Source organism: Solibacillus sp. FSL R7-0682 (assembly GCF_038005985.1).
Lineage (GTDB): Bacteria > Bacillota > Bacilli > Bacillales_A > Planococcaceae > Solibacillus.
Map to the genome: position 1 here is coordinate 3,696,231 of NZ_JBBOUI010000001.1, position 21,521 is coordinate 3,717,751.

Annotated in this window: 21 protein-coding genes and 2 riboswitches; of the genes, 8 read left to right on the forward strand and 13 right to left on the reverse strand. The window is 38.9% G+C overall.

Going from position 1 to position 21,521, the window contains the following annotated elements; translation table 11 throughout:
• Positions 1-80 precede the first annotated feature (80 nt).
• The 5 genes from MKZ17_RS18565 (at position 81) to MKZ17_RS18585 (ending at position 4,537) form a co-directional block, all read left to right on the forward strand.
• Positions 81-1,274: an ornithine--oxo-acid transaminase gene (locus MKZ17_RS18565; protein WP_340725207.1), complete on the forward strand. Its 1,194-nt coding sequence runs from the start codon at positions 81-83 to the stop codon at positions 1,272-1,274.
• Between the two features lie 158 nt (positions 1,275-1,432).
• Positions 1,433-1,990, forward strand: coding sequence for a DUF1273 domain-containing protein (locus MKZ17_RS18570; protein WP_340725208.1), 558 nt, complete (start codon positions 1,433-1,435; stop codon positions 1,988-1,990).
• Positions 1,991-2,113: 123 nt separating this feature from the next.
• A complete protein-coding gene (locus MKZ17_RS18575; protein WP_340725209.1) occupies positions 2,114-2,425 on the forward strand; it encodes a hypothetical protein in 312 nt (103 codons plus the stop codon).
• Positions 2,426-2,809: 384 nt separating this feature from the next.
• The gene (gene fumC, locus MKZ17_RS18580; protein WP_340725210.1) at positions 2,810-4,201 is read left to right on the forward strand and encodes a class II fumarate hydratase; all 1,392 of its coding nucleotides are present in this window, start codon (positions 2,810-2,812) and stop codon (positions 4,199-4,201) included.
• 81 nt (positions 4,202-4,282) lie between these two features.
• Positions 4,283-4,537 (forward strand): hypothetical protein, encoded by a 255-nt coding sequence (locus MKZ17_RS18585; protein ID WP_340725211.1) that lies wholly within the window; start codon positions 4,283-4,285, stop codon positions 4,535-4,537.
• Between the two features lie 75 nt (positions 4,538-4,612).
• Here MKZ17_RS18585 and MKZ17_RS18590 read toward each other — a convergent pair whose 3' ends face one another.
• The 7 genes from MKZ17_RS18590 to MKZ17_RS18620 all read right to left on the reverse strand — a co-directional run bounded on the left by MKZ17_RS18590 (position 4,613) and on the right by MKZ17_RS18620 (position 11,563).
• Positions 4,613-5,020 (reverse strand): VOC family protein, encoded by a 408-nt coding sequence (locus MKZ17_RS18590; protein ID WP_340725212.1) that lies wholly within the window; start codon positions 5,018-5,020, stop codon positions 4,613-4,615.
• A 98-nt stretch (positions 5,021-5,118) separates the two neighbouring features.
• Entirely contained in the window at positions 5,119-5,871 is a 753-nt protein-coding gene (locus MKZ17_RS18595; RefSeq protein ID WP_340725213.1) for a prepilin peptidase, read from the reverse strand.
• A gap of 811 nt (positions 5,872-6,682) precedes the next feature.
• The gene (locus MKZ17_RS18600) at positions 6,683-6,805 is read right to left on the reverse strand and encodes a hypothetical protein (protein WP_340725214.1); all 123 of its coding nucleotides are present in this window, start codon (positions 6,803-6,805) and stop codon (positions 6,683-6,685) included.
• Positions 6,806-6,921: 116 nt separating this feature from the next.
• Positions 6,922-8,208, reverse strand: a complete 1,287-nt coding sequence (locus MKZ17_RS18605) for a nucleobase:cation symporter-2 family protein (protein WP_340725215.1) — start codon at positions 8,206-8,208, stop codon at positions 6,922-6,924.
• A 68-nt stretch (positions 8,209-8,276) separates the two neighbouring features.
• Positions 8,277-8,849 carry a xanthine phosphoribosyltransferase gene (locus tag MKZ17_RS18610; protein ID WP_340725216.1) on the reverse strand — a complete coding sequence of 191 codons (573 nt, stop codon included), beginning with the start codon at positions 8,847-8,849 and terminating at the stop codon, positions 8,277-8,279.
• Between the two features lie 145 nt (positions 8,850-8,994).
• A riboswitch (purine riboswitch) is annotated at positions 8,995-9,096 on the reverse strand.
• Between the two features lie 136 nt (positions 9,097-9,232).
• Positions 9,233-9,913, reverse strand: a complete 681-nt coding sequence (locus MKZ17_RS18615; RefSeq protein ID WP_340725217.1) for an RNA 2'-phosphotransferase — start codon at positions 9,911-9,913, stop codon at positions 9,233-9,235.
• A 192-nt stretch (positions 9,914-10,105) separates the two neighbouring features.
• Positions 10,106-11,563 carry an amino acid permease gene (locus tag MKZ17_RS18620; protein WP_340725218.1) on the reverse strand — a complete coding sequence of 486 codons (1,458 nt, stop codon included), beginning with the start codon at positions 11,561-11,563 and terminating at the stop codon, positions 10,106-10,108.
• A gap of 94 nt (positions 11,564-11,657) precedes the next feature.
• Positions 11,658-11,836: riboswitch (Lysine riboswitch) on the reverse strand.
• 163 nt (positions 11,837-11,999) lie between these two features.
• On the opposite strand from MKZ17_RS18620, the gene MKZ17_RS18625 reads away from it, so the two are divergent.
• Both MKZ17_RS18625 and MKZ17_RS18630 read left to right on the forward strand, forming a co-directional pair.
• Positions 12,000-13,199 carry a CynX/NimT family MFS transporter gene (locus MKZ17_RS18625; protein ID WP_340725219.1) on the forward strand — a complete coding sequence of 400 codons (1,200 nt, stop codon included), beginning with the start codon at positions 12,000-12,002 and terminating at the stop codon, positions 13,197-13,199.
• 81 nt (positions 13,200-13,280) lie between these two features.
• Complete coding sequence (locus MKZ17_RS18630) at positions 13,281-13,835, forward strand: restriction endonuclease (protein ID WP_340725220.1); 555 nt, start codon at positions 13,281-13,283, stop codon at positions 13,833-13,835.
• Between the two features lie 43 nt (positions 13,836-13,878).
• Here the strand turns inward: MKZ17_RS18630 and MKZ17_RS18635 are convergent, their stop codons facing one another.
• Positions 13,879-14,925 carry a nitric oxide synthase oxygenase gene (locus MKZ17_RS18635; RefSeq protein ID WP_340725221.1) on the reverse strand — a complete coding sequence of 349 codons (1,047 nt, stop codon included), beginning with the start codon at positions 14,923-14,925 and terminating at the stop codon, positions 13,879-13,881.
• Positions 14,926-15,125: 200 nt separating this feature from the next.
• Between MKZ17_RS18635 and MKZ17_RS18640 the strand changes: the two genes are divergently transcribed.
• Positions 15,126-15,887 carry an SDR family oxidoreductase gene (locus tag MKZ17_RS18640; RefSeq protein ID WP_340725222.1) on the forward strand — a complete coding sequence of 254 codons (762 nt, stop codon included), beginning with the start codon at positions 15,126-15,128 and terminating at the stop codon, positions 15,885-15,887.
• A 112-nt stretch (positions 15,888-15,999) separates the two neighbouring features.
• Here MKZ17_RS18640 and MKZ17_RS18645 read toward each other — a convergent pair whose 3' ends face one another.
• From MKZ17_RS18645 to hutU, 5 genes are all read right to left on the reverse strand, one after another.
• Entirely contained in the window at positions 16,000-17,202 is a 1,203-nt protein-coding gene (locus tag MKZ17_RS18645) for an RtcB family protein (protein ID WP_340725223.1), read from the reverse strand.
• A gap of 31 nt (positions 17,203-17,233) precedes the next feature.
• Complete coding sequence (locus MKZ17_RS18650) at positions 17,234-17,482, reverse strand: hypothetical protein (RefSeq protein WP_340725224.1); 249 nt, start codon at positions 17,480-17,482, stop codon at positions 17,234-17,236.
• Between the two features lie 102 nt (positions 17,483-17,584).
• Positions 17,585-18,577, reverse strand: coding sequence for an agmatinase family protein (locus tag MKZ17_RS18655; protein ID WP_340725225.1), 993 nt, complete (start codon positions 18,575-18,577; stop codon positions 17,585-17,587).
• Positions 18,570-19,802 (reverse strand): imidazolonepropionase, encoded by a 1,233-nt coding sequence (gene hutI / locus MKZ17_RS18660; RefSeq protein ID WP_340725583.1) that lies wholly within the window; start codon positions 19,800-19,802, stop codon positions 18,570-18,572. The genes MKZ17_RS18655 and hutI overlap by 8 nt, the downstream gene beginning before the upstream one ends.
• Before the next feature lie 45 nt (positions 19,803-19,847).
• The gene (gene hutU / locus MKZ17_RS18665) at positions 19,848-21,506 is read right to left on the reverse strand and encodes a urocanate hydratase (RefSeq protein WP_340725226.1); all 1,659 of its coding nucleotides are present in this window, start codon (positions 21,504-21,506) and stop codon (positions 19,848-19,850) included.
• Positions 21,507-21,521: the final 15 nt, after the last annotated feature.

Consider the following 21,521-nt stretch of genomic DNA (forward strand, 5'->3'; position numbering starts at 1 on the left):
CTGCTTATTCTTACTGTTTTTGATTTCCCTATTAATTCCTATTGAATAAGTAAATGATTTTTACTAAGGAGGATTTCATCATGACAACGAGATCACAGCAAGTTATCGATCAAACAGAAAAATTCGGAGCTCATAACTATCATCCGCTACCAATCGTTATTGAAAAAGCAGAAGGTGTTTGGGTAATGGACCCTGAAGGAAATCGTTATATGGATATGCTTTCGGCATACTCCGCCTTAAACCAAGGTCATCGTCATCCGAAAATTATTCAAGCGTTAAAAGATCAAGCTGATTTAGTGACGTTAACATCGCGTGCCTTTCATAGTGCAACATTAGGTGTTTGGTACGAAAAATTATTTAAGCTAACAGGGAAAAACATGGTGCTCCCAATGAATACAGGTGCTGAAGCCGTTGAAACAGCGATAAAAACAGCGCGTCGATGGGGCTATGAAGTAAAGGGAATCCCAACAGATCAAGCGCAAATTATCGGCTGTAATGGAAATTTCCATGGACGTACGATGGGAGCTGTTTCGTTATCTTCCGAAGCGGAATATAAACGTGGCTTCGGTCCTATGCTACCAGGCTTTATATTAGTTCCGTACGGTGATATCGATGCGTTAAAGGCGGCAATTACTCCGAATACTGCAGCCTTCATTGTAGAGCCTATACAAGGTGAAGCGGGTATTATTTTACCGCCAGAGGGCTTCATAAAAGCAGCCTTTGAGCTTTGTAAGGAACATAACGTGTTATTTATTGCGGATGAAATTCAAACAGGTCTTTCGCGTACTGGAAAGCTATTTGCTTATGAATGGGAAAACATTGAACCTGACGTATTAATTTTAGGAAAGGCACTTGGTGGGGGCGTATTCCCTATTTCTGCTGTCGTTGCCAATGATGATATTCTTGGCGTCTTTAACCCTGGCTCTCACGGCTCGACATTTGGTGGAAATCCTATCGCCTGTGCCGTTTCAATCGCAGCTTTAGATGTACTAGAGGAAGAAAATTTAACAGCCCGTTCACTAGAGCTCGGTAACTATTTCAAACAACAGCTTGAAGCAATTAACCATCCAGCGATAAAAGAGGTTCGTGGTCGCGGTCTTTTCATCGGTCTTGAGCTACATGAAGCAGCTCGCCCATACTGTGAAAAGCTTGCGGAGCGAAAACTGCTGTGCAAAGAAACACATGATACTGTGATCCGCTTTGCCCCACCACTTATTATTTCAAAAGAGGATTTAGACTGGGCAATTGAGCAAATAAAAGCGGTATTTCAATAAAGTCAACCTTCAAATTTTCGGTGCAGAAAAAATTCCGTCCGATTATGTAAAATAAAATTAAAGGGGATGTATGAAAGAGCAATTTTACCTTTCTTACATCCCCTTCATCTATCCATTATTCTATAAAAATCTTCAACTTACAAAGGTAGGTCATTCACATGAAATCCATCTATATTACTGGCTATCGCCCACATGAACTCGGTATATTCAATGATAAGCACCCTGGCATAGCGATTATAAAAACTGCCATTGAACAGCAGTTACGTGTACTCCTTGATGACGGCTTACAATGGGTCGTGATTAGTGGACAGCAAGGTGTTGAGACGTGGGCAGTAGAAGTGGTGCTCAATTTAAAGTCCGAATATCCAACTTTAAAGTATTCCATAATTACCCCATTTTTAGAGCAAGAAAAAAATTGGAATGAGCATAAACAGACTACTTACATGCATATATTGGGGAAAGCCGATTTTGTAACGAGCGTCACAAAACGGCCGTACGAGGCTCCTTGGCAATTTATCGAAAAGGATAAATTTATTATTGATAATACCGACGGCGCGCTACTTGTATATGATGATGAAAATGAAGGCTCACCAAAATATGTGCATCGTTTAATTCAAAAATACAAAGAGCAGCATGACGATTACAAGCTTTTCACAATCAATGCTTATGATTTACAAACAGTTGCTGAGGAATTAGCGAGAGGAGATGATTGGTAAATTACCCATAAAAACTTCAATTGAATTCTAAATTAAATAAATTTTCAGATTACTTAATAGCATTTTTTGTTATAATAGATATAATCATACTAATACTTATTTGTACTATAGGGAGGACAACTTATGAATCAAATTACAATGATTAAGGAAGAAAAACCAATAAATATTCCGCATCATACGTATAAGCGAGAGTGTCGATATACACGCGGGATCCACGTCCCCTTTGCAGACATGGAAGCGATCTTAAATGGAATGAATGATGATACGTTAACCTATTTTGAATTTCATAATATCGCCAAGGAAATTAAAGCAGGTACTCTACTAAATGGTTACACTGGTTTAGCGAATATTATTTCAGACTACTATAAGCGTGAAAAAGGCATCGAGATTTTAGAGTTAACGAATGGCCGTGACTTTTATGTAAAAATTATTTAAATTAAGAGGTGACATTCATTGAATACCGACTATAGCAACGCCTAATCCACCGCAAAGGCCCCGGTGAATTAGGTGTTGTTTGTTTTTAGAAAATTTTTTTAATTAAATAATTGACATTCTAATTGATAAGGATTATCATTATCGGTGTAAGGAAGACATCTTAGTTTTTAACAACTTTCGATACCGTTCCCCCCAGTTCTGGTTCGAAACTCAATTAATTACTTTACTCATAGTAGAAAGACACTTTCAGTGCCTTTCTTATGCAACGTAGGAAAAACCTTTTCCTGTCTGCTGAAAAAATGGCAAATCCCTCACACGGTTTGCCATTTTTTCATATATCAAAGCACAAAACTGGGTATACATATACTAAAGGAGTTGTTTAGATTGGATTATCGTATTGAAAAAGACACATTAGGTGAAGTTCGCGTACCTGCTGATAAAATTTGGGGTGCACAAACACAACGTAGTAAGGAAAATTTTGAAATCGGCACAGAAAAAATGCCAATCGAAATTATCCGCGCAATGGCTACTTTAAAAAAATCAGCCGCACTCGCGAACAATGGCTTAGGCAAATTATCCGAAGAGAAAACAAAAGCTATCGTTGAAGCCGCAGATGAAATTATCGCAGGAAAATGGGACGATCATTTCCCTCTTGTTGTATGGCAAACAGGAAGCGGAACACAAACAAATATGAACGTCAATGAAACAATCGCCTATTTAGCTAATGAAAAACTAGCAGCACAAGGTTCAGATGAAAAAGTTCATCCAAATGACGATGTCAATAAATCACAAAGTTCAAATGACACATTCCCAACTGCGCTACACATTGCTGCAGTGGAAATTGTGGAAAATTATTTAATGCCACGTCTTCAACTTTTACAGCAAACATTGAAAGAAAAAGCAATTGCCTTTAATGACATTATTAAAATCGGTCGTACACATCTACAAGACGCAACGCCACTCACTTTAGGACAGGAAATTGGCGGCTGGCACCATATGCTATTAAAGTGTGAAAAAATGATTATGGTAAACACACAGTTCATGAAGGAATTAGCAATCGGCGGAACAGCTGTTGGAACAGGAATTAATGCTCATCCCGAATTTGGTGACCGCACAGCGAAAGAAATTAGCAAATTAACAGGCAAGGATTTTACTTCTGCGGAAAATAAATTCCATGCGTTAACGAGCCATGATGAAATTGTAGCTGCACACGGTGCCTTAAAGGCATTAGCAGCAGACCTCATGAAAATCGCCAATGACGTGCGTTGGTTAGCAAGTGGTCCACGCTCTGGTATTGGCGAAATTACAATTCCAGAAAACGAGCCAGGATCATCGATTATGCCAGGGAAAGTAAACCCAACACAAAGTGAAGCATTAACAATGGTCGTTACACAAGTAATCGGAAACGATGCAACCATTGCCTTCGCTGCTTCTCAAGGGAACTTTGAGTTAAATGTATTCAAGCCAGTGATTATATACAACTTCCTACAATCTGCTCGCCTGCTTGCAGATGCAATGAAGTCATTCAATGATAATTGTGCAGTTGGGATTGAACCAAATATGGAAGTGCTCGATGCGAATTTAAAAAATTCATTAATGCTTGTGACTGCTTTAAATCCGTATATCGGTTATGAAAATGCGGCGAAAATTGCGAAAAAAGCCCATAAGGAAGGTACCACGTTAAAAGAAGCAGCCATTGCAACCGGTCTTTTAACAGAAGATGAATTCGATCGCTACGTAGATCCGAAAACAATGATTTATCCAAACGCCGAATAACGGAAGGGATAAAATTTTATATATAACCTACCCTATGTTTATGAACGCCTCTAGATAAGGCTGGGAGAACATAGGAAGGTTGTGTATGTTTTGAAGAAAATTGAGCTCATGAAAGATGGTTATGAAATCGTTGTCGCCTTTCTTGAACATGAATCCGAGAGTCAATCGGCCATCATCGAGGCCGATGCATATTACAAAGACTTTGGTGAGTACCGGATTTTAATACTGGCAGATTCAAAGGAAAAGGTGATTGACATTGCAACGAAAGAATTGCCTTCGAATCACCCATTTGAACAAGTCGTGCGGGAATTGTCATCTTTTAATAAAGATCGATAATTAGTCCGTTTAATAAATAAAGCCTACTTCAAAAAAGCTCAAAACGCTGTTAAGACAACGTTTTGAGCTTTTTAATTAATTACTATCTGTTGGAGCTACAAGTTCAACCTTAATTCTGTCAGGATCCTCAAAAAACACAGCATAATGGTTTTTACCACCTGCATAAGGATGGCGATCTTTATATAAAACCGTCATGCCTTTATTCTCCAATTGAACTGTAATATTGTCCACTTGTTTTTGCGACTCTGCGTGAAATGCTATGTGATTTAAACCTACGCTACTTCTATGGTAAGGAATAGGAAGATATTTTTCACTTGTTTGTACAAACACGATATATGTATTTGCTAATTGCCAGCTTTGCCCTCCGTCCCATTTTTGAAATTGTTCATAGCCAAGTTCTTCTAAAAACCAAGTCCAAAATTCAACGGTCTTCTTTAAATTCGATACATTGATTTCGATATGATGAATGAGTCCCGTTATCAAAATGATTGCTCCTTTGTTTAGCCCTTATGAGGATTGTTTAAATAATAATAACACTACTTTTAAAGGCAATTTTACTAAAGTAAAGCGCCTTTGTTCGATTATAATAAACTTACATAACTATTAATAATCTGCTCTCCATAAAAATAAACAATGATGGCGGCAATCGTAATGGAAGGTCCAAAGGGTACAGGTGTTTTTCGTCCTTGCCCTCGTATTTTAAGTATTATGAAGCCGGCGATCATCCCAATGAAGGAAGCTAAAAATAACGTCAATAATGTTTGCACTGCTCCAAGCACAAGCCCGATTAAGAAGAACAGCTTAATATCCCCTCCACCCATGCCACCTTTCGAAATGACAGCAATGAGTAACAATAACGAAAATCCTAAAACACCCCCAACAAGGCTATCCCACCATGGCTCAAGTGGCGATAAGATCCTTGCGATAATTAGAAGTGGCAAGAAGAACAATAATATTTTGTTCGGAATGAGCATGTAAGCGATGTCTGTCACATTAATAATGACTAATAATGAAATAAAGACAAAGGCTACAGCCAGCTCCCATGATAAGCCAAAGCGCCACATCGCTAAAGCAAAGAGCAAGCCCGTTGCCAGTTCCGTTATGGCATAGATTGGCGACACCTTTGCTCCACATGTCCGGCATTCCCCTCTTAGCAACAAGTAGGAGAAAACAGGTATAAGATCGATTGCCTGTAAACGACGATTACAGCTACCGCAGCGAGATGGTGATGTCACAATCGATTTTTTTAACGGTACGCGTAAGCCTACTACATTATAAAAGGAACCGAAAACCAATCCGAATATTCCCGCAAAAACGGTATACATAATGTCCATTTTTCCCACCCCTTACTAATACCTCGTTTAGTTATTCAAAATAAAGCCTGTTACATATTCGATTTCTTTCAAATTCAAAATAAGTGAATCAATGGCGCGTGTACTTTTTTACGTGATGCAAATTCGTATATAGTCGTATGGGATTGTTAGGAAAGAAATGTGAGATCCTGCTCCTCCAATGTGAAAACCTCACGATTTACATAATTGATTTCATGCGCATAGACGCAACCTGCAAATAGTAACGCGAGCACTAAAGCATGTACTAGTAAAAGCGTCGAATTTTTACTACTCCACAAAGAATTCATTCATTTTCACGTATCACCCTTACTTGAACATCGTCAAAATAGGGGGACTCCTCTCGAGTTTGCTCACAAAACTTGAAATGGCATTTAATGTTTCAAAATCAACAGCAATTACAAAGTATATTCATATAGCTGATGATAAGAGAAGGATTTAGTGACGGATTTGGTATTATAACGAGTTATCTATTTATTCTAAGGGTGATGTGGTTTATTACGCTCCCTTACAATTGAATTTGATGAGGATAATTGGGAAGATAATTTGTATTATTATTACATTTATCAATTAAGTTTTCAAGCAGTCGCGTTTCCTTGTCAATACATCTAAACTCATAATCATTATGCAAATTCTTATTCTTTGATTCCTTATTTTTCTGAAAATTACCTTCTTTGTTAACATAGCCATCCATGAAATAATTCTTATCTAATTCTGTATAAATATCTTGGTCTAGGTCACAAATAAGCGAGTTCCTTTTTTCTAAAAGTGTCTGAATGGTGTTAGTGATCAATAATTAACTTTCTCGAATATTTTCAGCCTTTTTCGCTGAATAAAAATAGTCATAAGCCTGCAGTAAAGTAAGAGATTCCATATCATCATTTAAATCATCCCTCATTAAATAGCCCTTTTTCCGCATAAAAAAATGCCACCTCCTCAAATCTAAATCAATAGATAAAAGTAGGTGACAACATTCTTTTCATCAAAATATGTGGGGTATCTTAATGAAAGTTATTAAACTATTTTTCTAAGAACTTACTCCACATGCATCGGATCTTTACGTTTCGGACCAATCATGTTAAATAAAATGTTCAACACAATCGCTGTTACCGAACCAGCAACGATCCCATTTGAAGTTAAGATTGATAATGTTTCTGGCATATTCGCAAATAAGCCTGGAACAACTGCAACGCCGACACCTAAACCAACTGCTACTGCTGCTACCATTGCATTTTCCATTGACTTCATAATCTCTGGTGCTAACATGCGAATACCTTGTGTAATTACCATACCGAACATCGCAAGCATTGCTGCCCCAAGTACTGAAGTTGGAATGATTGTTGTTAATGCTGCTAATTTTGGTAAGAAACCAAGTGCAACAAGCATACCACCTGTAATGTAAATCACTTTACGATCACGTACGCCTGACATTTGGATTAAGCCTACGTTTTGAGAAAATGTTGTATAAGGGAATGCGTTGAAAATACCACCGATAATTGATGCTAAACCTTCTGCACGGTACCCTTTCGATAAATCTTTTGAAGTTAAATTCTTTTTACAAATATCACTTAAAGCATAATATACACCCGTAGATTCTACTAAAGAAACCATTGCCACTAGTGTCATTGTTAAAATGGCTGATGCGTTAAAGGTTGGTGTTGCTAAGTAGAACGGCTGCATAATGTGTAGCCAAGAAGCCTCTACTACAGGAGTGAAGTTCACTTTATCCATAAAGATACCGATTACAGTACCAAATACTAAACCTAATAAGATTGAAATCGAACGAACAAAGCCTACTGTGAATCGGTAAATTACTAAAATTATTAATAATGTAATAAACGCTAATGCTACGTTTGAAGTGGATGCAAAATCAGCAGCACCTTGACCGCCACCCATATTGTTTATCGCCACTGGAATTAAACTTACTCCAATTATTGTGACAACTGAACCTGTAACAACGGGTGGGAAAAACGGAATAAGTTTTCCGAATAAGCCACCGATTAAGACAATGATTAAACCTGATACGATAATTGCCCCGTAAATATCCCCAAGTCCACCAGATGAGCCGATAGCGATAATTGGGCTAACTGCCGTGAAAGTACAGCCTAAAACGACTGGTAAACCGATCCCGATAAATTTCCCTTTCCAAACTTGCAGTAATGTCGCCACACCACACATGAAAATATCAATTGCGACCAAGTATGTCATTTGGGCTGTGCTAAAGCCTAGTGCGCCACCGATAATTAATGGAACTAAAATCGCTCCTGCATACATCGCAAGTAGATGCTGAATACCAAGCATTGTTGCTTTTGTGTTATTCATAAAAAGTCTTCCTCCAGTTATGTTTACTCAAGATGAGATTTATTACATGTTTAGAACTAACTTACTTTTTAATCAAAAAACTCTACTTTGCCGTTTGCTAATGATTTAATATTTGCTAATGATTCAATTCGCAATCCTTGCTCACGCATTACTTTACCGCCCTGTTGGAAGCCCTTCTCAATAACAATACCTGCTCCAACAATCGTTGCCCCCGCTTGGTTTGCGATATCTACTAATCCTTTTAACGCTTCGCCATTTGCTAAGAAATCATCAATAATTACTACATTGTCATCAGCTGACAAAAATTTATTAGATACTGAAATTTCATTTGTTTCGTTTTTTGTAAATGAGTGAACGCTTGATGTATAAAGATTGTCTGTCAATGTTAATGATTTACGTTTACGTGCAAAGACTACTGGTGCACCAAGCGTTAAACCTAAAAATGTTGCTGGTGCAATGCCTGAAGATTCGATCGTTAAGACTTTCGTAATGACCTGATCTGAAAAGCGGTTGGCGAATTCCTCACCAATTTCTTTCATAAGCATTGGGTCAATTTGGTGATTCAAAAATGAATCTACTTTCAGCACCTCATCAGATAGTACTTGTCCTTCACGTTCAATTTTTTCTCTTAACAGCTTCATCGCTAAAGAGGCCCCCTTCTATTACAACTCAATAAAAAAACTCGGAAGGCTTGCCCCTCAATATGAGTGGAGCAAGTCTTCCGAGTAATCGTCAAAAGAATTAACAAAATGTCGTCAAAAATACATAGTAATAATTGACCGACATTCGTTCGTTTGCTTCACCCATAGTCGATTCCTTTACGGTGAATCGGTAGAAACTTGCAAGCCTTATCCTTGCTATTATATGAGTATATTTATTTAATATCGTTATGTGAATGTTCCAATTATAAGCATGTAAAATTTGAAATGCAATAACCTCTAAATAATAAAATTATTCTTATTTTTCGGAAATTTAACGTTTTTAGTGATATCAATCATTAGAACGTTCGGTTTTTCACACTTTTTTAAAGAATTCCCATTATTTTTCTCTTCAATCGTTCGAATGTAGTGCCGTCTTTTCCAAAGTAGCTCATACTGCGTGCCACAAAGACATGCGCCTTTTTCCCATTATCATATTGAAGCTCTGCAAATGGTCCTTCCTCTTCTAACACTGGCACTTTTGTTATTGAAGGATTATAAATAGTGAGTTTTTCGGCATAGACCGTTTTAAATTGTGTAAATGCAACTTTTCCTTGCAGTATGATAATTTCTGGCTGAAACTCCATTAATACTTCATGAAATACTTTATGGCCACGTGTAAAGTTCACTGTATCTTCCTTTTTCACACGTTTCACCTCTTCAGCATTAGCTAGCTGATAGGCATTTAAGGAGGTCATGATGAGCGCTTCATTATGCTGTAATAGCCACTGTTCAAATTGCAACGACCCTTTAAACTCCCGGGAAGCTGTCATCACTTCATCATCATACAATTGCATGAATAGAGCTCGGTCAATAAGCGCTTCTGCAAATAGTTGCTCTTTATTTTCCTGTACTTTAAACAACGGTAAAGCATTAGAGCTAACTAAAAAAACACGCGATTTATATGGATTTCCATTCGAAATAAATGGTCGAAATACAGCCTCATTTTTTTCTTCGTTCATCATCCACTGATAGATTTTTTTATAAAAGCCTGTTGAGATAGGCATTATAATCACTTCCTTCACATGTATTCGGTTGCAAATTAAATACTCCCCTATTATACTCCTAAACTACCATCTATGCCTTGGTTTCAGTGCAATGAAGTTAATTCAAAGCGATAAATAAGTATAATTTCATTTTCTATAAAAGTTAAAAACGGCTGTACAAAAAGTCAAAAGCTTTCCGCACAGCCGTTTCTATTAATCATTTGAAAGATCACATTCAGATAATGGAACAACTTTCGTTTTATGTTTTACTTTATAGCCAATCCATAAAGCAGCAAATAGTGGTAAGCCGATGTAAGATACTACTACGCCATACCAATCAATTGTATCTCCTATAAACGCCATATAGTTTTGTCCTAAAACGACGATCATACATAATACGAAGGCGAAGACTGGACCGAATGGGAAAAACTTTGATACATATGGTAAATCGCTTAATGAATATCCTTGCGCAACATACGCACGGCGGAAGCGATAATGACTAATCGCAATACCTAACCAAGCGATAAAGCCGGACATACCTGATGCATTTAATAACCAAATGTATACAACACCATCTCCAAAGAATGATGCTAAAAATGCTAATGAACCAACAGCTAACGTTGCAAGTAACGCATAAATCGGGATACCGCGCTTGCTCACTTTTGTAAAGAACTTTGGAGCTTTCCCTTCTACTGCTAGTTGGAATAGCATACGGCTTGCCGCATAAAGACCTGAGTTACCAGCAGAAAGCATAGCCGTTAAAATGATAGCGTTCATCACAGAAGCTGCAAACGCAATGCCTAAGTTTTCAAATACGAGTGTAAATGGACTCGTTGCAATATCTTCTGATAATAAACGTGAATCTGTGTACGGAATTAATAATCCGATTGCACCAATTGCAAAAATGTAGAAAAGTAAAATACGCCAGAATACTGAACGTACCGCCTTTGGAATGTTTTTCGCTGGATCATCTGTTTCACCAGCCGTCACCCCGAGCATTTCTGTTCCTTGGAATGAAAAGCCTGCTGCTAAGAAAATACCGAACATCGCTAGGAAGCCACCATTAAATGGTGCATCCCCTTCAAAGAAGTTTTTAAAACCGACAGGATCGTTGCCGCCTAAAAGTCCGAAAATCATTAAAATACTCACGATGATGAAGATGATAACTGTTCCGACTTTAATCATCGCAAACCAATATTCCCCTTCACCAAACGCTTTGACCGATAATAAGTTAAATGTTAATACAACGACAATAAATAAAATTGTCCACGTTAACGATGAGCTATCTGGGAACCAGTATTTCATAATTAATGAAACCGCGGCAATTTCTGCAGCAATTGTAATTGCCCAGTTGTACCAATAATTCCAGCCAAGCGCAAAGCCTAACGCTGGGTCAACAAACTTTGTTGCGTACGTACTAAATGAACCAGATGTTGGCATGTACGCTGCCATTTCACCTAGTGATGTCATTAAAAAGTACACCATGACACCGATTAAAGCGTAGGCTAGTAACGCACCACCAGGACCTGCTTGCGCAATTGCGCCACCAGAAGCTAAAAACAACCCTGTACCGATCGTACCACCTAACGAAATCATCGTAATATGACGACTTTTTAGTCCTTTTTTCAGCCCGTTTTGTGTATTATGCTGATCTATTTTATTTTCACTCATGAAGATTCTCCTTTGTTTTAAAGTTTGTTGGGTGTTAAATAACGAAAAGCCGCCACAAGTTATGTGACGGCTCCAATAAAACACCTCATCAAACTTGAAAGATAGCTCAACACATGCTTACACATGTGACAGTTCTGTTCCTTTCGGAGACAGCCCCAGCATTATTCTTTGAGAGAAAAATAACACTTCGGCAACCATTCCTTTCATAAAGCTTCACCGATTCTCTCAATCTCCGCTATACTAATCTTAATGTTTGCGACCTCTACCCCATTAAAAGCATGAGGTAATGTATATATAATTTTGAAACAACGCTTTAAAGTCTAACATAACATTTTTTTGACCGCAACGCCTTTGAATTATTCTGTTTTTTTAGAGAATTCATTTAATTATTTTTCTTTGATAGAATAACTGTAATTATAAAAAAAGGAGTGCTCCCATGGACCTTGAACGACCACTTTACCAAAACAAAAAATTATCATCAAATCAATCGATTTTACTCTTTATTATCGCAATTTTCTTATTTGCTACTACACTACGTACGCCACTTACGGTTGTCGGTCCTATTATCGAATTCATCCGTGATGATCTTAGCATTTCAAATGTATTGGCTGGCTTTTTAACAACGATTCCATTGCTTGCATTTGCTATTGTTTCTCCGTTTGCCGCTCGTATTGCTCGAAAATTAGGTATGGAGTGGACATTATTTTACTCGGTTGTACTGTTATGCATTGGCATCCTATTCCGTTCATTAGGAGCTACATCAACCTTACTTATCGGAACGGTCCTTATCGGCGTAGCAATTGCTTTTGGAAATGTACTTATCCCTAGTTATTTTAAATTGAAATATCCATTACATATCGGTCTATTAACTGGCATTTATTCCGTTTCGATGAATATTTCTGCAGGACTTGCAGCTGGTTTTAGCCATCCGATAGCATCATCTGTTGGTTGGGAGTTTGCACTTGGATTTTCTCTTATTTTAGGATTGCTAACACTTATCATCTGGGTTCCAATTTTAAAGGATTCCAAAGTGGAAATGAAATTTGCTCAAACAAACGCACCAAAAAAGCAAATGTGGAAGTCCCCACTTGCTTGGGCAATTGCTGCTGCGATGGGTTTTCAATCACTTATTTTTTACTGCTCATCTGCTTGGCTTCCTGATATTTTCATTAGCCAAGGAATGAATGCACAACGTGCTGGATGGATGGGATCGATTATGCAATTATCACAAATTCCATTAACATTTATCATTCCAATAATTGCAGGAAAACTACAATCACAACGTCCGATTGTCGTCCTCTTTACAGTTTTCTATTTCATTGGCTTTACAGGGGTTTTAATGGAATGGACGAGCTTAGCAGTTTTATGGATGGTCTTTTTAGGCTTTGCTGGTGGCGCTTCATTTGGACTTGTACTGATGTTTTTCACATTACGTACAGAAACAGCATTTGAAGCGGCAGACCTTTCTGGTTTTGCCCAATCAATCGGCTATTTAATAGCGGCAGTTGGACCTGTTTTATTTGGCTTTGTACACGATGTAACGAATAGCTGGACGATGCCTATTGCTATATTTTTAATTGTATCCGGACTATTATTTGTCGCATCCTTTATTAGTGCCAAAAAACAATACGTATAAACCAAACGTATGTACTCATTTGTGGTATACTAAGGTTTGAGGACACCTTCTCAAACAACGTATTAAAGGAGTATATAGAAGTTGCGTAAACGACATCGACGAAAAAAGAAGAAGTTACCGTTTTTCACGTTGCTTTTCATCGGATTAGCTGGCGCTGCTGGGTGGTATTTCAGCGAAACGTTAGAGGGTATCGGCATTGGTATTATTCTTTATTTCGCACTAAAGCTATTGTTTAAAATATGGTTGAAATCACGCAAAACCGTCAAACTTCGCAAATCTGGTATCCGTGAAGTGGATGCAATGAGCGGAGAGGATTTTGAACGCTTTTTAGGTGAGCTATTTAAGCGCCGTGGTTTTAAAGTAAGCTACACTGCTACAAGTGGCGATTACGGAGCAGACCTTATATTAAAAGATGGTGAGGACATCATTGCCGTACAAGCAAAGCGCTATTCAAGCACTGTCGGTGTCAAAGCCGTACAAGAAATTATCGGCGCTGTGAGAATGTACGATGCAACCGAGGCTTGGGTTGTAACAAACAGTCATTTTACAAGGCAAGCTGAAAAATTAGCAGACATTAATGATGTGTATTTAATCGATCGCGAAGAATTAATCGAACTGATTTTAAATAAGAGATGATGTGAAAAGCGCATGCTCGTTTAATCGAGCCATGCGCTTTTGGTTATTTTGTATAAGGCTGTTGCTGATAGAAATAATTAGGCTTTCGAATAGTATTGTCGATCGGTGTATGATAAATCGAGGTCGTCGCTGGTGAAAGAGGGGGAATAAGCCACACCCAGTTACCTGTTACAGGGCGATTTGCCATCGATTCCTGTTTTTGAAACAACTGAAATTGTTGTACTGCTGTATGATGATCGACAATACTCACACCTTTCTTTTTATAGGAATGTAGGACGGCTACATTTAACTCAACAAGTGCACGGTCCTTCCATAATGTCGTATTTGTCGCCGTATCAAGCTTAAAAATTTCAGCAACTTTCGGCAAACAATTATAGCGATCTTCATCGGCCAGGTTTCTCGCACCAATTTCAGTCCCCATATACCAGCCATTAAATGGTGCCGCTTGAAATTCAATTCCACCGATTGTAACTTGCATACTCGAAATAATCGGCACCGCATACCATTTCATTTGTAGGCTCGAAAAATCTGACGTTGGATGCTCAATGTCTACTTCTAAAACGTGCTTTTTTGGAACTTCAAAAAGTTTAGGTTCATTATGATCGATTTGAATAACGAGCGGTAGCACATCAAAATTCGTTCTCGCACCCTTCCAGCCAAGCGCTTCACACGCTTTCGTAAAGGCAATTGAATCCGAATCACCAACAATCCCCTCGTTCGTTTCATAGCCAGCATAACGAATTAATTGATGGTTCCAAATGCGTACACGATTTTGTTCAAAAATGGAAATGGTAGGACGGATTTTCCCCTGATTCGTTGCAAAATCAATATGCTCCAGCAATGCTTCAAAAATTTCTTGCTCACTTTGTAAATGACGTCGATCAAAAACATGTAGGCTATTCCAAAATAACCTACCAATACACTTATTACTATTACGCCATGCAACCCGTGTACCAAATACTAATTCCTCAGTTGTAAGCTCAAAGTGTGGCTCCATAGCCTCTTTCAAACGATTATCATACCAAGCATCCGTCTGCTCTGTTTCATTTTTATATAAAGAAAGAAATTCATGTAGTTCATGTTCATTCATTTTATTTTGCCTCCCTACATCCCCATTTTAAGCGCTTTTATAGGAAACTCAATGAAACAGTCGATGTATAAAACATGTATTTTTGATATATGACTAAAAGTGTTCAAACTCTTTTTATAACAAGATAGTTTACTTGTAAACCATTGTGAAAGGGTTTACAATCAAGTGTGAAAAATGTTTTAAATTGGGAGGTTAATTATATGGGTCGTTTAGATAATAAAATCGCATTAATTACTGGCGGTGCAAACGGTATCGGGAAGCAAATTGCTACACGTTATACAGAAGAAGGGGCTAAAGTTGTTTTAGCAGACTTCAATGCAGAAGCGTTAGAAGCAACTGTTGCAGAATTTAAAGCAAATGGCTTTGAAGCGCACGGTGTCAAAGTAAATGTTGCTGTTGAAGAAGATGTACAAAAAATGGTTGATGAAACAATGGCTACATTCGGACGCATTGACATTTTAGTAAACTGTGCAGGTGTACTAGATATGATGCAAGCTGCACACAATGTAGACGATACAATTTGGAATCGTGTAATGGACATTAACGTTGGTGGCGTAATGCGTAGCTCGCGTAAAGTATTACCAGTATATATGGAACAAAAATCAGGTGTAATTATTAACCTTTCATCGATGGCTGGTATTACAGGTGGTCGTGGTGGCTTAACATATACTGCCGCAAAACACGCTGTAACGGGGATGACAAAAAACATTGCATCCCACTATGGCGAATTTGGCGTACGTTGTAATGCGATTGCCCCAGCTCAAGTAAATACAGGTTTAACACAATCTGTAGATAACTTCGATATGTTTGGATTAAAACAAGCAACACGTGGCGTTCAAACAATGCTTCGTGCAGCTGAACCAATTGAAATTGCAAACATTGCACTATTTTTAGCAAGCGAAGAATCTTCTTATATTAATGGTGTTGTATTAGCCGCTGATACAGGCTGGAGCGCTTACTAGTATTTTGATTTAAATAATACTCAATTTATACCGGGAATTTGTCATCGTAAAAACGATGCAAACTTCCGGTTTTTATATGCAAAAAAACAGGCAACATCTCGCTACCTGCAACTTATTTCGTCCATTTATCACTCGCCTTGAAATTATAAACCGGTAATATATACTTTTGAATCGATACCGTCTCACCAATTTGCTCGACAATTTCCTTCATTGGCTTGTAAGCCATTGGTGCTTCATCCAGTGTCTCCTCTGATACTGAAGTCGTCCAAATACCACTCATCGTCTGTTTAACATCCATCGATAAGTTTTTCATCGCAGCTGAACGGGAGTATATACGTCCCGCACCGTGGGGAGCTGACTCATTCCAATCTGCGTTCCCTTTTCCGATACAAATAAGTGAACCGTCCCGCATATTCATTGGTATAACAAGCTGCTCATCCTTTGCTGCACGAACTGCCCCTTTTCGTAAAATCATTGCATCCGTATCAATATAGTTGTGCACGGAATCAAACTGTGCCGTAATGTCCCATTTCATATGCTCTAAAATAATTTGCGCAATTTTCATTCGGTTTTCATGCGCAAAACGCTGCGCTAATTTCATATCTGCCATATAATCTAAAAACAATTCACCTTCTAAATAAGCAAGTTCCTTTGGTACAATCGGATTTTCTTGCTTAAAACGCTGAATCAGTGCTTGTATTTCCTGTTGCTTCCCCTTCTTCTTTAACGTTTGAATTTTCTCTGTTAAATCCTCCCGTTGTAATGACTCAAATGCACGCTTTTGATGCCAGTTAGCTACCTTTGCACCGACATAGCGTGAGCCCGTATGAATGAGCAAATAATACGTATCCACCTCATCCTTCGCAAGCTCAATAAAATGATTACCTCCGCCAAGTGTACCTAGCGAGCGATTCGTATAATCATTTTGTAAGCCGCGCGCCACAAATACCTCATTATTAAAATGTTCTGTTTGACGCGTGCTTCCTACTTCTTCATGAATTGCATTACCACTAGGAACATATTGGCGAATCGTCTCATCAAGCTGATGAAAATCAATCGTCCGTTTGCCTATTTCCGTAACAAGTACCCCACAGCCTACGTCGACACCAACTAAATTCGGGACAACTCGGTCATTGAGCGCAATCGTCGTTCCAATGACACACCCCTTACCTGCATGGTAATCTGGCATAATTCGTACCTTCGTTCCAGACATAAAAGCTTGATTAACAAGCTCATCAATTTGTCCAATCGCCACTTCTTGTGGTTGATTCGTGTAAATGATGGCATCTGTATATTGTCCCTTCACTTCAATCATCGCTTCTCCTCCTTTTATGCTAGTTATTATGCTACTCTGCTTTCGATTTTCTAAATAATAATATCGCCCCTAATACTAGCGTCACAAAAATGAAAGAGTTGAGTAATGTGACGGTGGATCCACTAAAGCTAAATGCCACTTCTGATTGCAATACCGTAACATTTTCTAGGAACTCAGGTCGATAATTCACCGTTTGAATGTAGCCAATAGCCAGCACTATAACAACATAAACAATATGTAACAAAAGGGAACCTACTACTGCTTGAGCGGCAATACGCATTCTTTAACCTCCCATTTCCATTTCGACTAATTATTACTATACGTACAATAAATCAGAAAGTTTCAATGGGTGTCTTTCTCCAAATGGAAAACACTGCTACCTCTACATAGTAACAGTGTTTTTTTCAGAATATAAATGGACAAATCTCGAAGTCATTACTGTTAAAAATGCATATACCCCAGTTTTTACTGTCTGTTGCTCCCGACTATCTCGATGTGGATCTAAACAAACGAAATCCATTCCATATACAAAATCATATTTTCCTACTTCATAAAGTAAATCAAATAGTTCATCGCTCCGCATCCCACCTGGAGTTGATGCCGGAACACCCGGTGCATAAGTAATATCGAGCACATCCATATCAACTGTTACATAGACGATATCGACTTTTTCCTTCAGTGAGTTCATCACTTCAGCAATTTGCTGTTCAGCTCCATTTTTTCTGAATTGCTTTAATGTAATTCGGTTTACACCATATTCATCTGCAGCTTTTATTAAACTTGGTGCATTGTAAAAGCCGTGAAGTCCAATATTGTAAACGTCTTCTCCGCGAACAACTCCCGTATCAAGGAGCTGACGAATTGGTGTCCCATTTGTTGGACCATCACTTTCAGTCGCACGTAAATCTAAGTGGGTATCAAATTGCACAATGCCCACGCGCTTGCCCGTATGTTGTGTAATTGCCCGTACAATAGGTGCTGTAATCGAATGATCCCCACCAATTTGTACATAAAAACTATTCGGACAATAGATTTGAATATCCATCATTGCCCGTTCAATATTGGTATGACATTGTAAAATATTCGTCCCATGCATTTTTACATCGCCTAAATCTGCTACATGCAAATGACGAAAATCTACATTATCATCAATAGAATAGGTCGAAAAAAATTGCCAGCTTTTGCGAAAAAAATCAGGATATTCGGAAGCTGCCGATGCACTAATAGAAGAGCGTGATAACGGTATACCCGTTATCACAATATCGAACCCTTCTGTTAATTTCCCAAAGCTAGGCACAATCCAGTCCTTTACCTTCATATCCTCATGCTCAACCCGATTCCAAGTCGTTGCAGGTGCTCCTATAAACTCACTCAACGAGGCTACCACCCTTCACAACCACCTTACCATCTTTAATAACCGTATCAGTATGATTCATTCCGTAAAAATATTGTAATTGTTTATAATTTGGAACATCTAAAATTAATACGTCTGCTTTTTTACCTTTTTCAAGAGTCCCGACTTCATCTCCGCGATTAATCGCGTACGCCGCATTAATCGTCGTCGCACAAAGTACTTCTTCCATAGTCATGCCCATATTCATGCATGCTAAATTTTGCACGAATGGCAAGCTAATTGTTGGTGAAGAACCCGGATTGAAATCAGTCGAAATCGCTACAGGTACACCACAATCAATCATTAAACGCCCTCTTGCATAAGGTGCACGAAGGAAAAAGGCTGTGCCTGGTAATAGAACGGCAATCGTACCTGCTTTTGCCATCGCCTCAATTCCATCATCGGACGCAACAAGTAAATGCTCTGCCGAAATGGCCCCTACTTCAGCTGCTAATTCAGCACCCTCATACGGTTCAATTTCATCCGCATGAATTTTAGGAGTAAGTCCGTGTTCCTTCCCAGCTTCTAATATTAAGCGAGATTGTTCCGGAGTAAATACGCCTTTTTCACAAAAGACATCATTAAATTCTGCTAAGCCTTGCTCTGCTACTTTCGGTATCATTTCGTTGATGATGATGTCTACAAAACGATCTTCCTCACCCTTCATTTCTTTCGGAACAGCATGTGCGCCCATAAAGGTCGAAACAATATCCACGACATGCGTTTCTTGTAATTTTTTCGCCACTTCAAGTTGCTTTAGTTCTGTAGCCCAGTCTAAGCCGTACCCCGATTTAGCCTCTACCGTCGTGACGCCGTAACGTAGAAAATCATTTAAATGATAATACGTTTTTTCATACAATGTATCGAAGCTCGCCTCACGTGTTTTGGTCGTCGTGTAATGAATCCCACCACCTGCATTCATAATGTCCATATACGATTTACCAGCAAGTCGCATGTTAAGCTCATGCTCCCGAGTCCCGCCGTGCACTAAATGTGTATGACAATCCACTAAGCCAGGCATGACAATTTTCCCTTGCGCATCAATCACTTCCACACGTTCCATTAAATGTGGAAAAGTTTGCTTTATTTCCTCCAGTGGTGCAATCGCTTCAATTCGACCATCAGCAATTAAAATACTCACATCTTTTAAGAGGCCGAGTTCACTCATTTGTTCTCGTCTACGAGGACCTACTTTATCAAGTTGCATCGTGATTACTTCATTTGCATTATTTATTAATAGTGCCAATCTTCATCATCCTTTTAGCATCGGCATTTGAATGCCTTTTTCTTTTGCTGTACGAATCGCTAGGTCATAACCTGCATCCGCGTGACGTACAACACCCATTCCCGGGTCTGAAATTAATACGCGATTAATTTTATCTGCTGCAAGCTCTGTGCCATCTGCAACTAATACTTGACCAGCGTGCTGAGAATAGCCCATACCTACGCCTCCACCGTGATGAATACTTACCCAGCTCGCGCCACCTGCTGTATTCACTAAAGCATTTAATAATGGCCAATCTGAAACTGCATCCGAACCGTCTATCATACCTTCTGTTTCACGGTTTGGTGATGCTACGGAACCTGAGTCTAAATGGTCACGACCGAATACGATCGGCGCTTTTAATTCACCATTGGCCACCATTTCATTGACACGTAGTGCAAAACGGTGGCGATCTCCATAGCCTAACCAGCAAATACGTGCCGGTAAGCCTTGCCATTTCACCATTTTTTGCGCCATGTCAATCCAGTTGACTAAGCCTTCATCATCGGCAAACATTTCTTTTGCAAGCTGGTCTGTTTTATAAATATCTTCCGGGTCACCTGACAATGCTGCCCAACGGAACGGTCCTTTTCCTTCGCAAAATAATGGGCGAATATAAGCTGGGACAAAGCCTGGGAAATCAAAGGCATTTTCTACACCCATTTCCTTTGCATAGGCGCGAATATTGTTTCCATAATCAAATGTTTCTGAGCCTGCCTGCTGGAACTCAAGCATCGTACGTACATGCTCTGCCATCGTTTCCTTTGCACGACGTTCATAAGCTTTTACATCCGTCTTACGTAATGTTAATGCTTCCTCTAATGTCATACCATTTGGCACGTAGCCGTTAATCGGATCGTGGGCAGATGTTTGGTCTGTTACGAAATCAGGAATCATGCCACGATTTAATAGCTCCCGATTCACATCCGCACAGTTACCTACTAACCCTATCGATGCTGGCTCCTTAGCATCGGTTAATTGGTTTACTAACTCAATTGCTTCATCTACTGTTTCCACAATATAATCGCAATAGCCTTCTTTAATTTTGCGTTCAATACGTGCACGGTCTACTTCTACAACTAAAATAACTGCACCCGCCATTTTTCCTGCTAATGGCTGTGCACCACTCATACCACCCATGCCGCCAGTTAAGATCCATCTTCCACGTAAATCAGCTGTCCCAAATTTCTTTTTACCCGCTTCTACAAAACTTAAATACGTACCTTGTAAAATTCCTTGTGCTCCAATATAAATCCACGAGCCGGCCGTCATTTGGCCATACATCATTAAGTTACGCTCTTCTAACTCATAAAAATGATCCCAATTTGCCCACCCAGGTACTAAGTTGGAATTTGCAATTAATACACGTGGTGCATTTTCATGTGTTTTAAATACAGCTACTGGCTTACCTGATTGCACAAGCATCGTCTCATCATTTTCTAAACTCTTTAACGTTTCAATCATTTTGTCAAAGCTTTTCCAATCACGTGCTGCTTTGCCAATTCCGCCATAAACAACAAGCTCATCTGGATTTTCCGCTACTTCAGGATCTAAATTATTCATCAGCATGCGCATCGCAGCTTCTTGCGTCCACCCTTTACATGAAAGCTCTGACCCTCGTGGTGCACGAATATTTGTTTTAAACATAAAATCGCTCCTTTA

What these genes read in the sequence shown, in the direction of transcription:
- MKZ17_RS18565 (WP_340725207.1), top strand. Translation starts at nt 81, where the DNA reads ATGACAACGAGATCACAGCAAGTTATCGATCAAACAGAAAAATTCGGA.
- MKZ17_RS18570 (WP_340725208.1), top strand. Translation starts at nt 1,433, where the DNA reads ATGAAATCCATCTATATTACTGGCTATCGCCCACATGAACTCGGTATA.
- MKZ17_RS18575 (WP_340725209.1), top strand. Translation starts at nt 2,114, where the DNA reads ATGAATCAAATTACAATGATTAAGGAAGAAAAACCAATAAATATTCCG.
- MKZ17_RS18595 (WP_340725213.1), bottom strand. Translation starts at nt 5,871, where the DNA reads ATGGACATTATGTATACCGTTTTTGCGGGAATATTCGGATTGGTTTTC.
- MKZ17_RS18600 (WP_340725214.1), bottom strand. Translation starts at nt 6,805, where the DNA reads ATGCGGAAAAAGGGCTATTTAATGAGGGATGATTTAAATGATGATATG.
- MKZ17_RS18605 (WP_340725215.1), bottom strand. Translation starts at nt 8,208, where the DNA reads ATGAATAACACAAAAGCAACAATGCTTGGTATTCAGCATCTACTTGCG.
- MKZ17_RS18610 (WP_340725216.1), bottom strand. Translation starts at nt 8,849, where the DNA reads ATGAAGCTGTTAAGAGAAAAAATTGAACGTGAAGGACAAGTACTATCT.
- MKZ17_RS18615 (WP_340725217.1), bottom strand. Translation starts at nt 9,913, where the DNA reads ATGCCTATCTCAACAGGCTTTTATAAAAAAATCTATCAGTGGATGATG.
- MKZ17_RS18620 (WP_340725218.1), bottom strand. Translation starts at nt 11,563, where the DNA reads ATGAGTGAAAATAAAATAGATCAGCATAATACACAAAACGGGCTGAAA.
- MKZ17_RS18625 (WP_340725219.1), top strand. Translation starts at nt 12,000, where the DNA reads ATGGACCTTGAACGACCACTTTACCAAAACAAAAAATTATCATCAAAT.
- MKZ17_RS18635 (WP_340725221.1), bottom strand. Translation starts at nt 14,925, where the DNA reads ATGAATGAACATGAACTACATGAATTTCTTTCTTTATATAAAAATGAA.
- MKZ17_RS18640 (WP_340725222.1), top strand. Translation starts at nt 15,126, where the DNA reads ATGGGTCGTTTAGATAATAAAATCGCATTAATTACTGGCGGTGCAAAC.
- MKZ17_RS18645 (WP_340725223.1), bottom strand. Translation starts at nt 17,202, where the DNA reads ATGATTGAAGTGAAGGGACAATATACAGATGCCATCATTTACACGAAT.
- MKZ17_RS18650 (WP_340725224.1), bottom strand. Translation starts at nt 17,482, where the DNA reads ATGCGTATTGCCGCTCAAGCAGTAGTAGGTTCCCTTTTGTTACATATT.
- hutI (WP_340725583.1), bottom strand. Translation starts at nt 19,802, where the DNA reads ATGCAACTTGATAAAGTAGGTCCTCGTAGACGAGAACAAATGAGTGAA.
- hutU (WP_340725226.1), bottom strand. Translation starts at nt 21,506, where the DNA reads ATGTTTAAAACAAATATTCGTGCACCACGAGGGTCAGAGCTTTCATGT.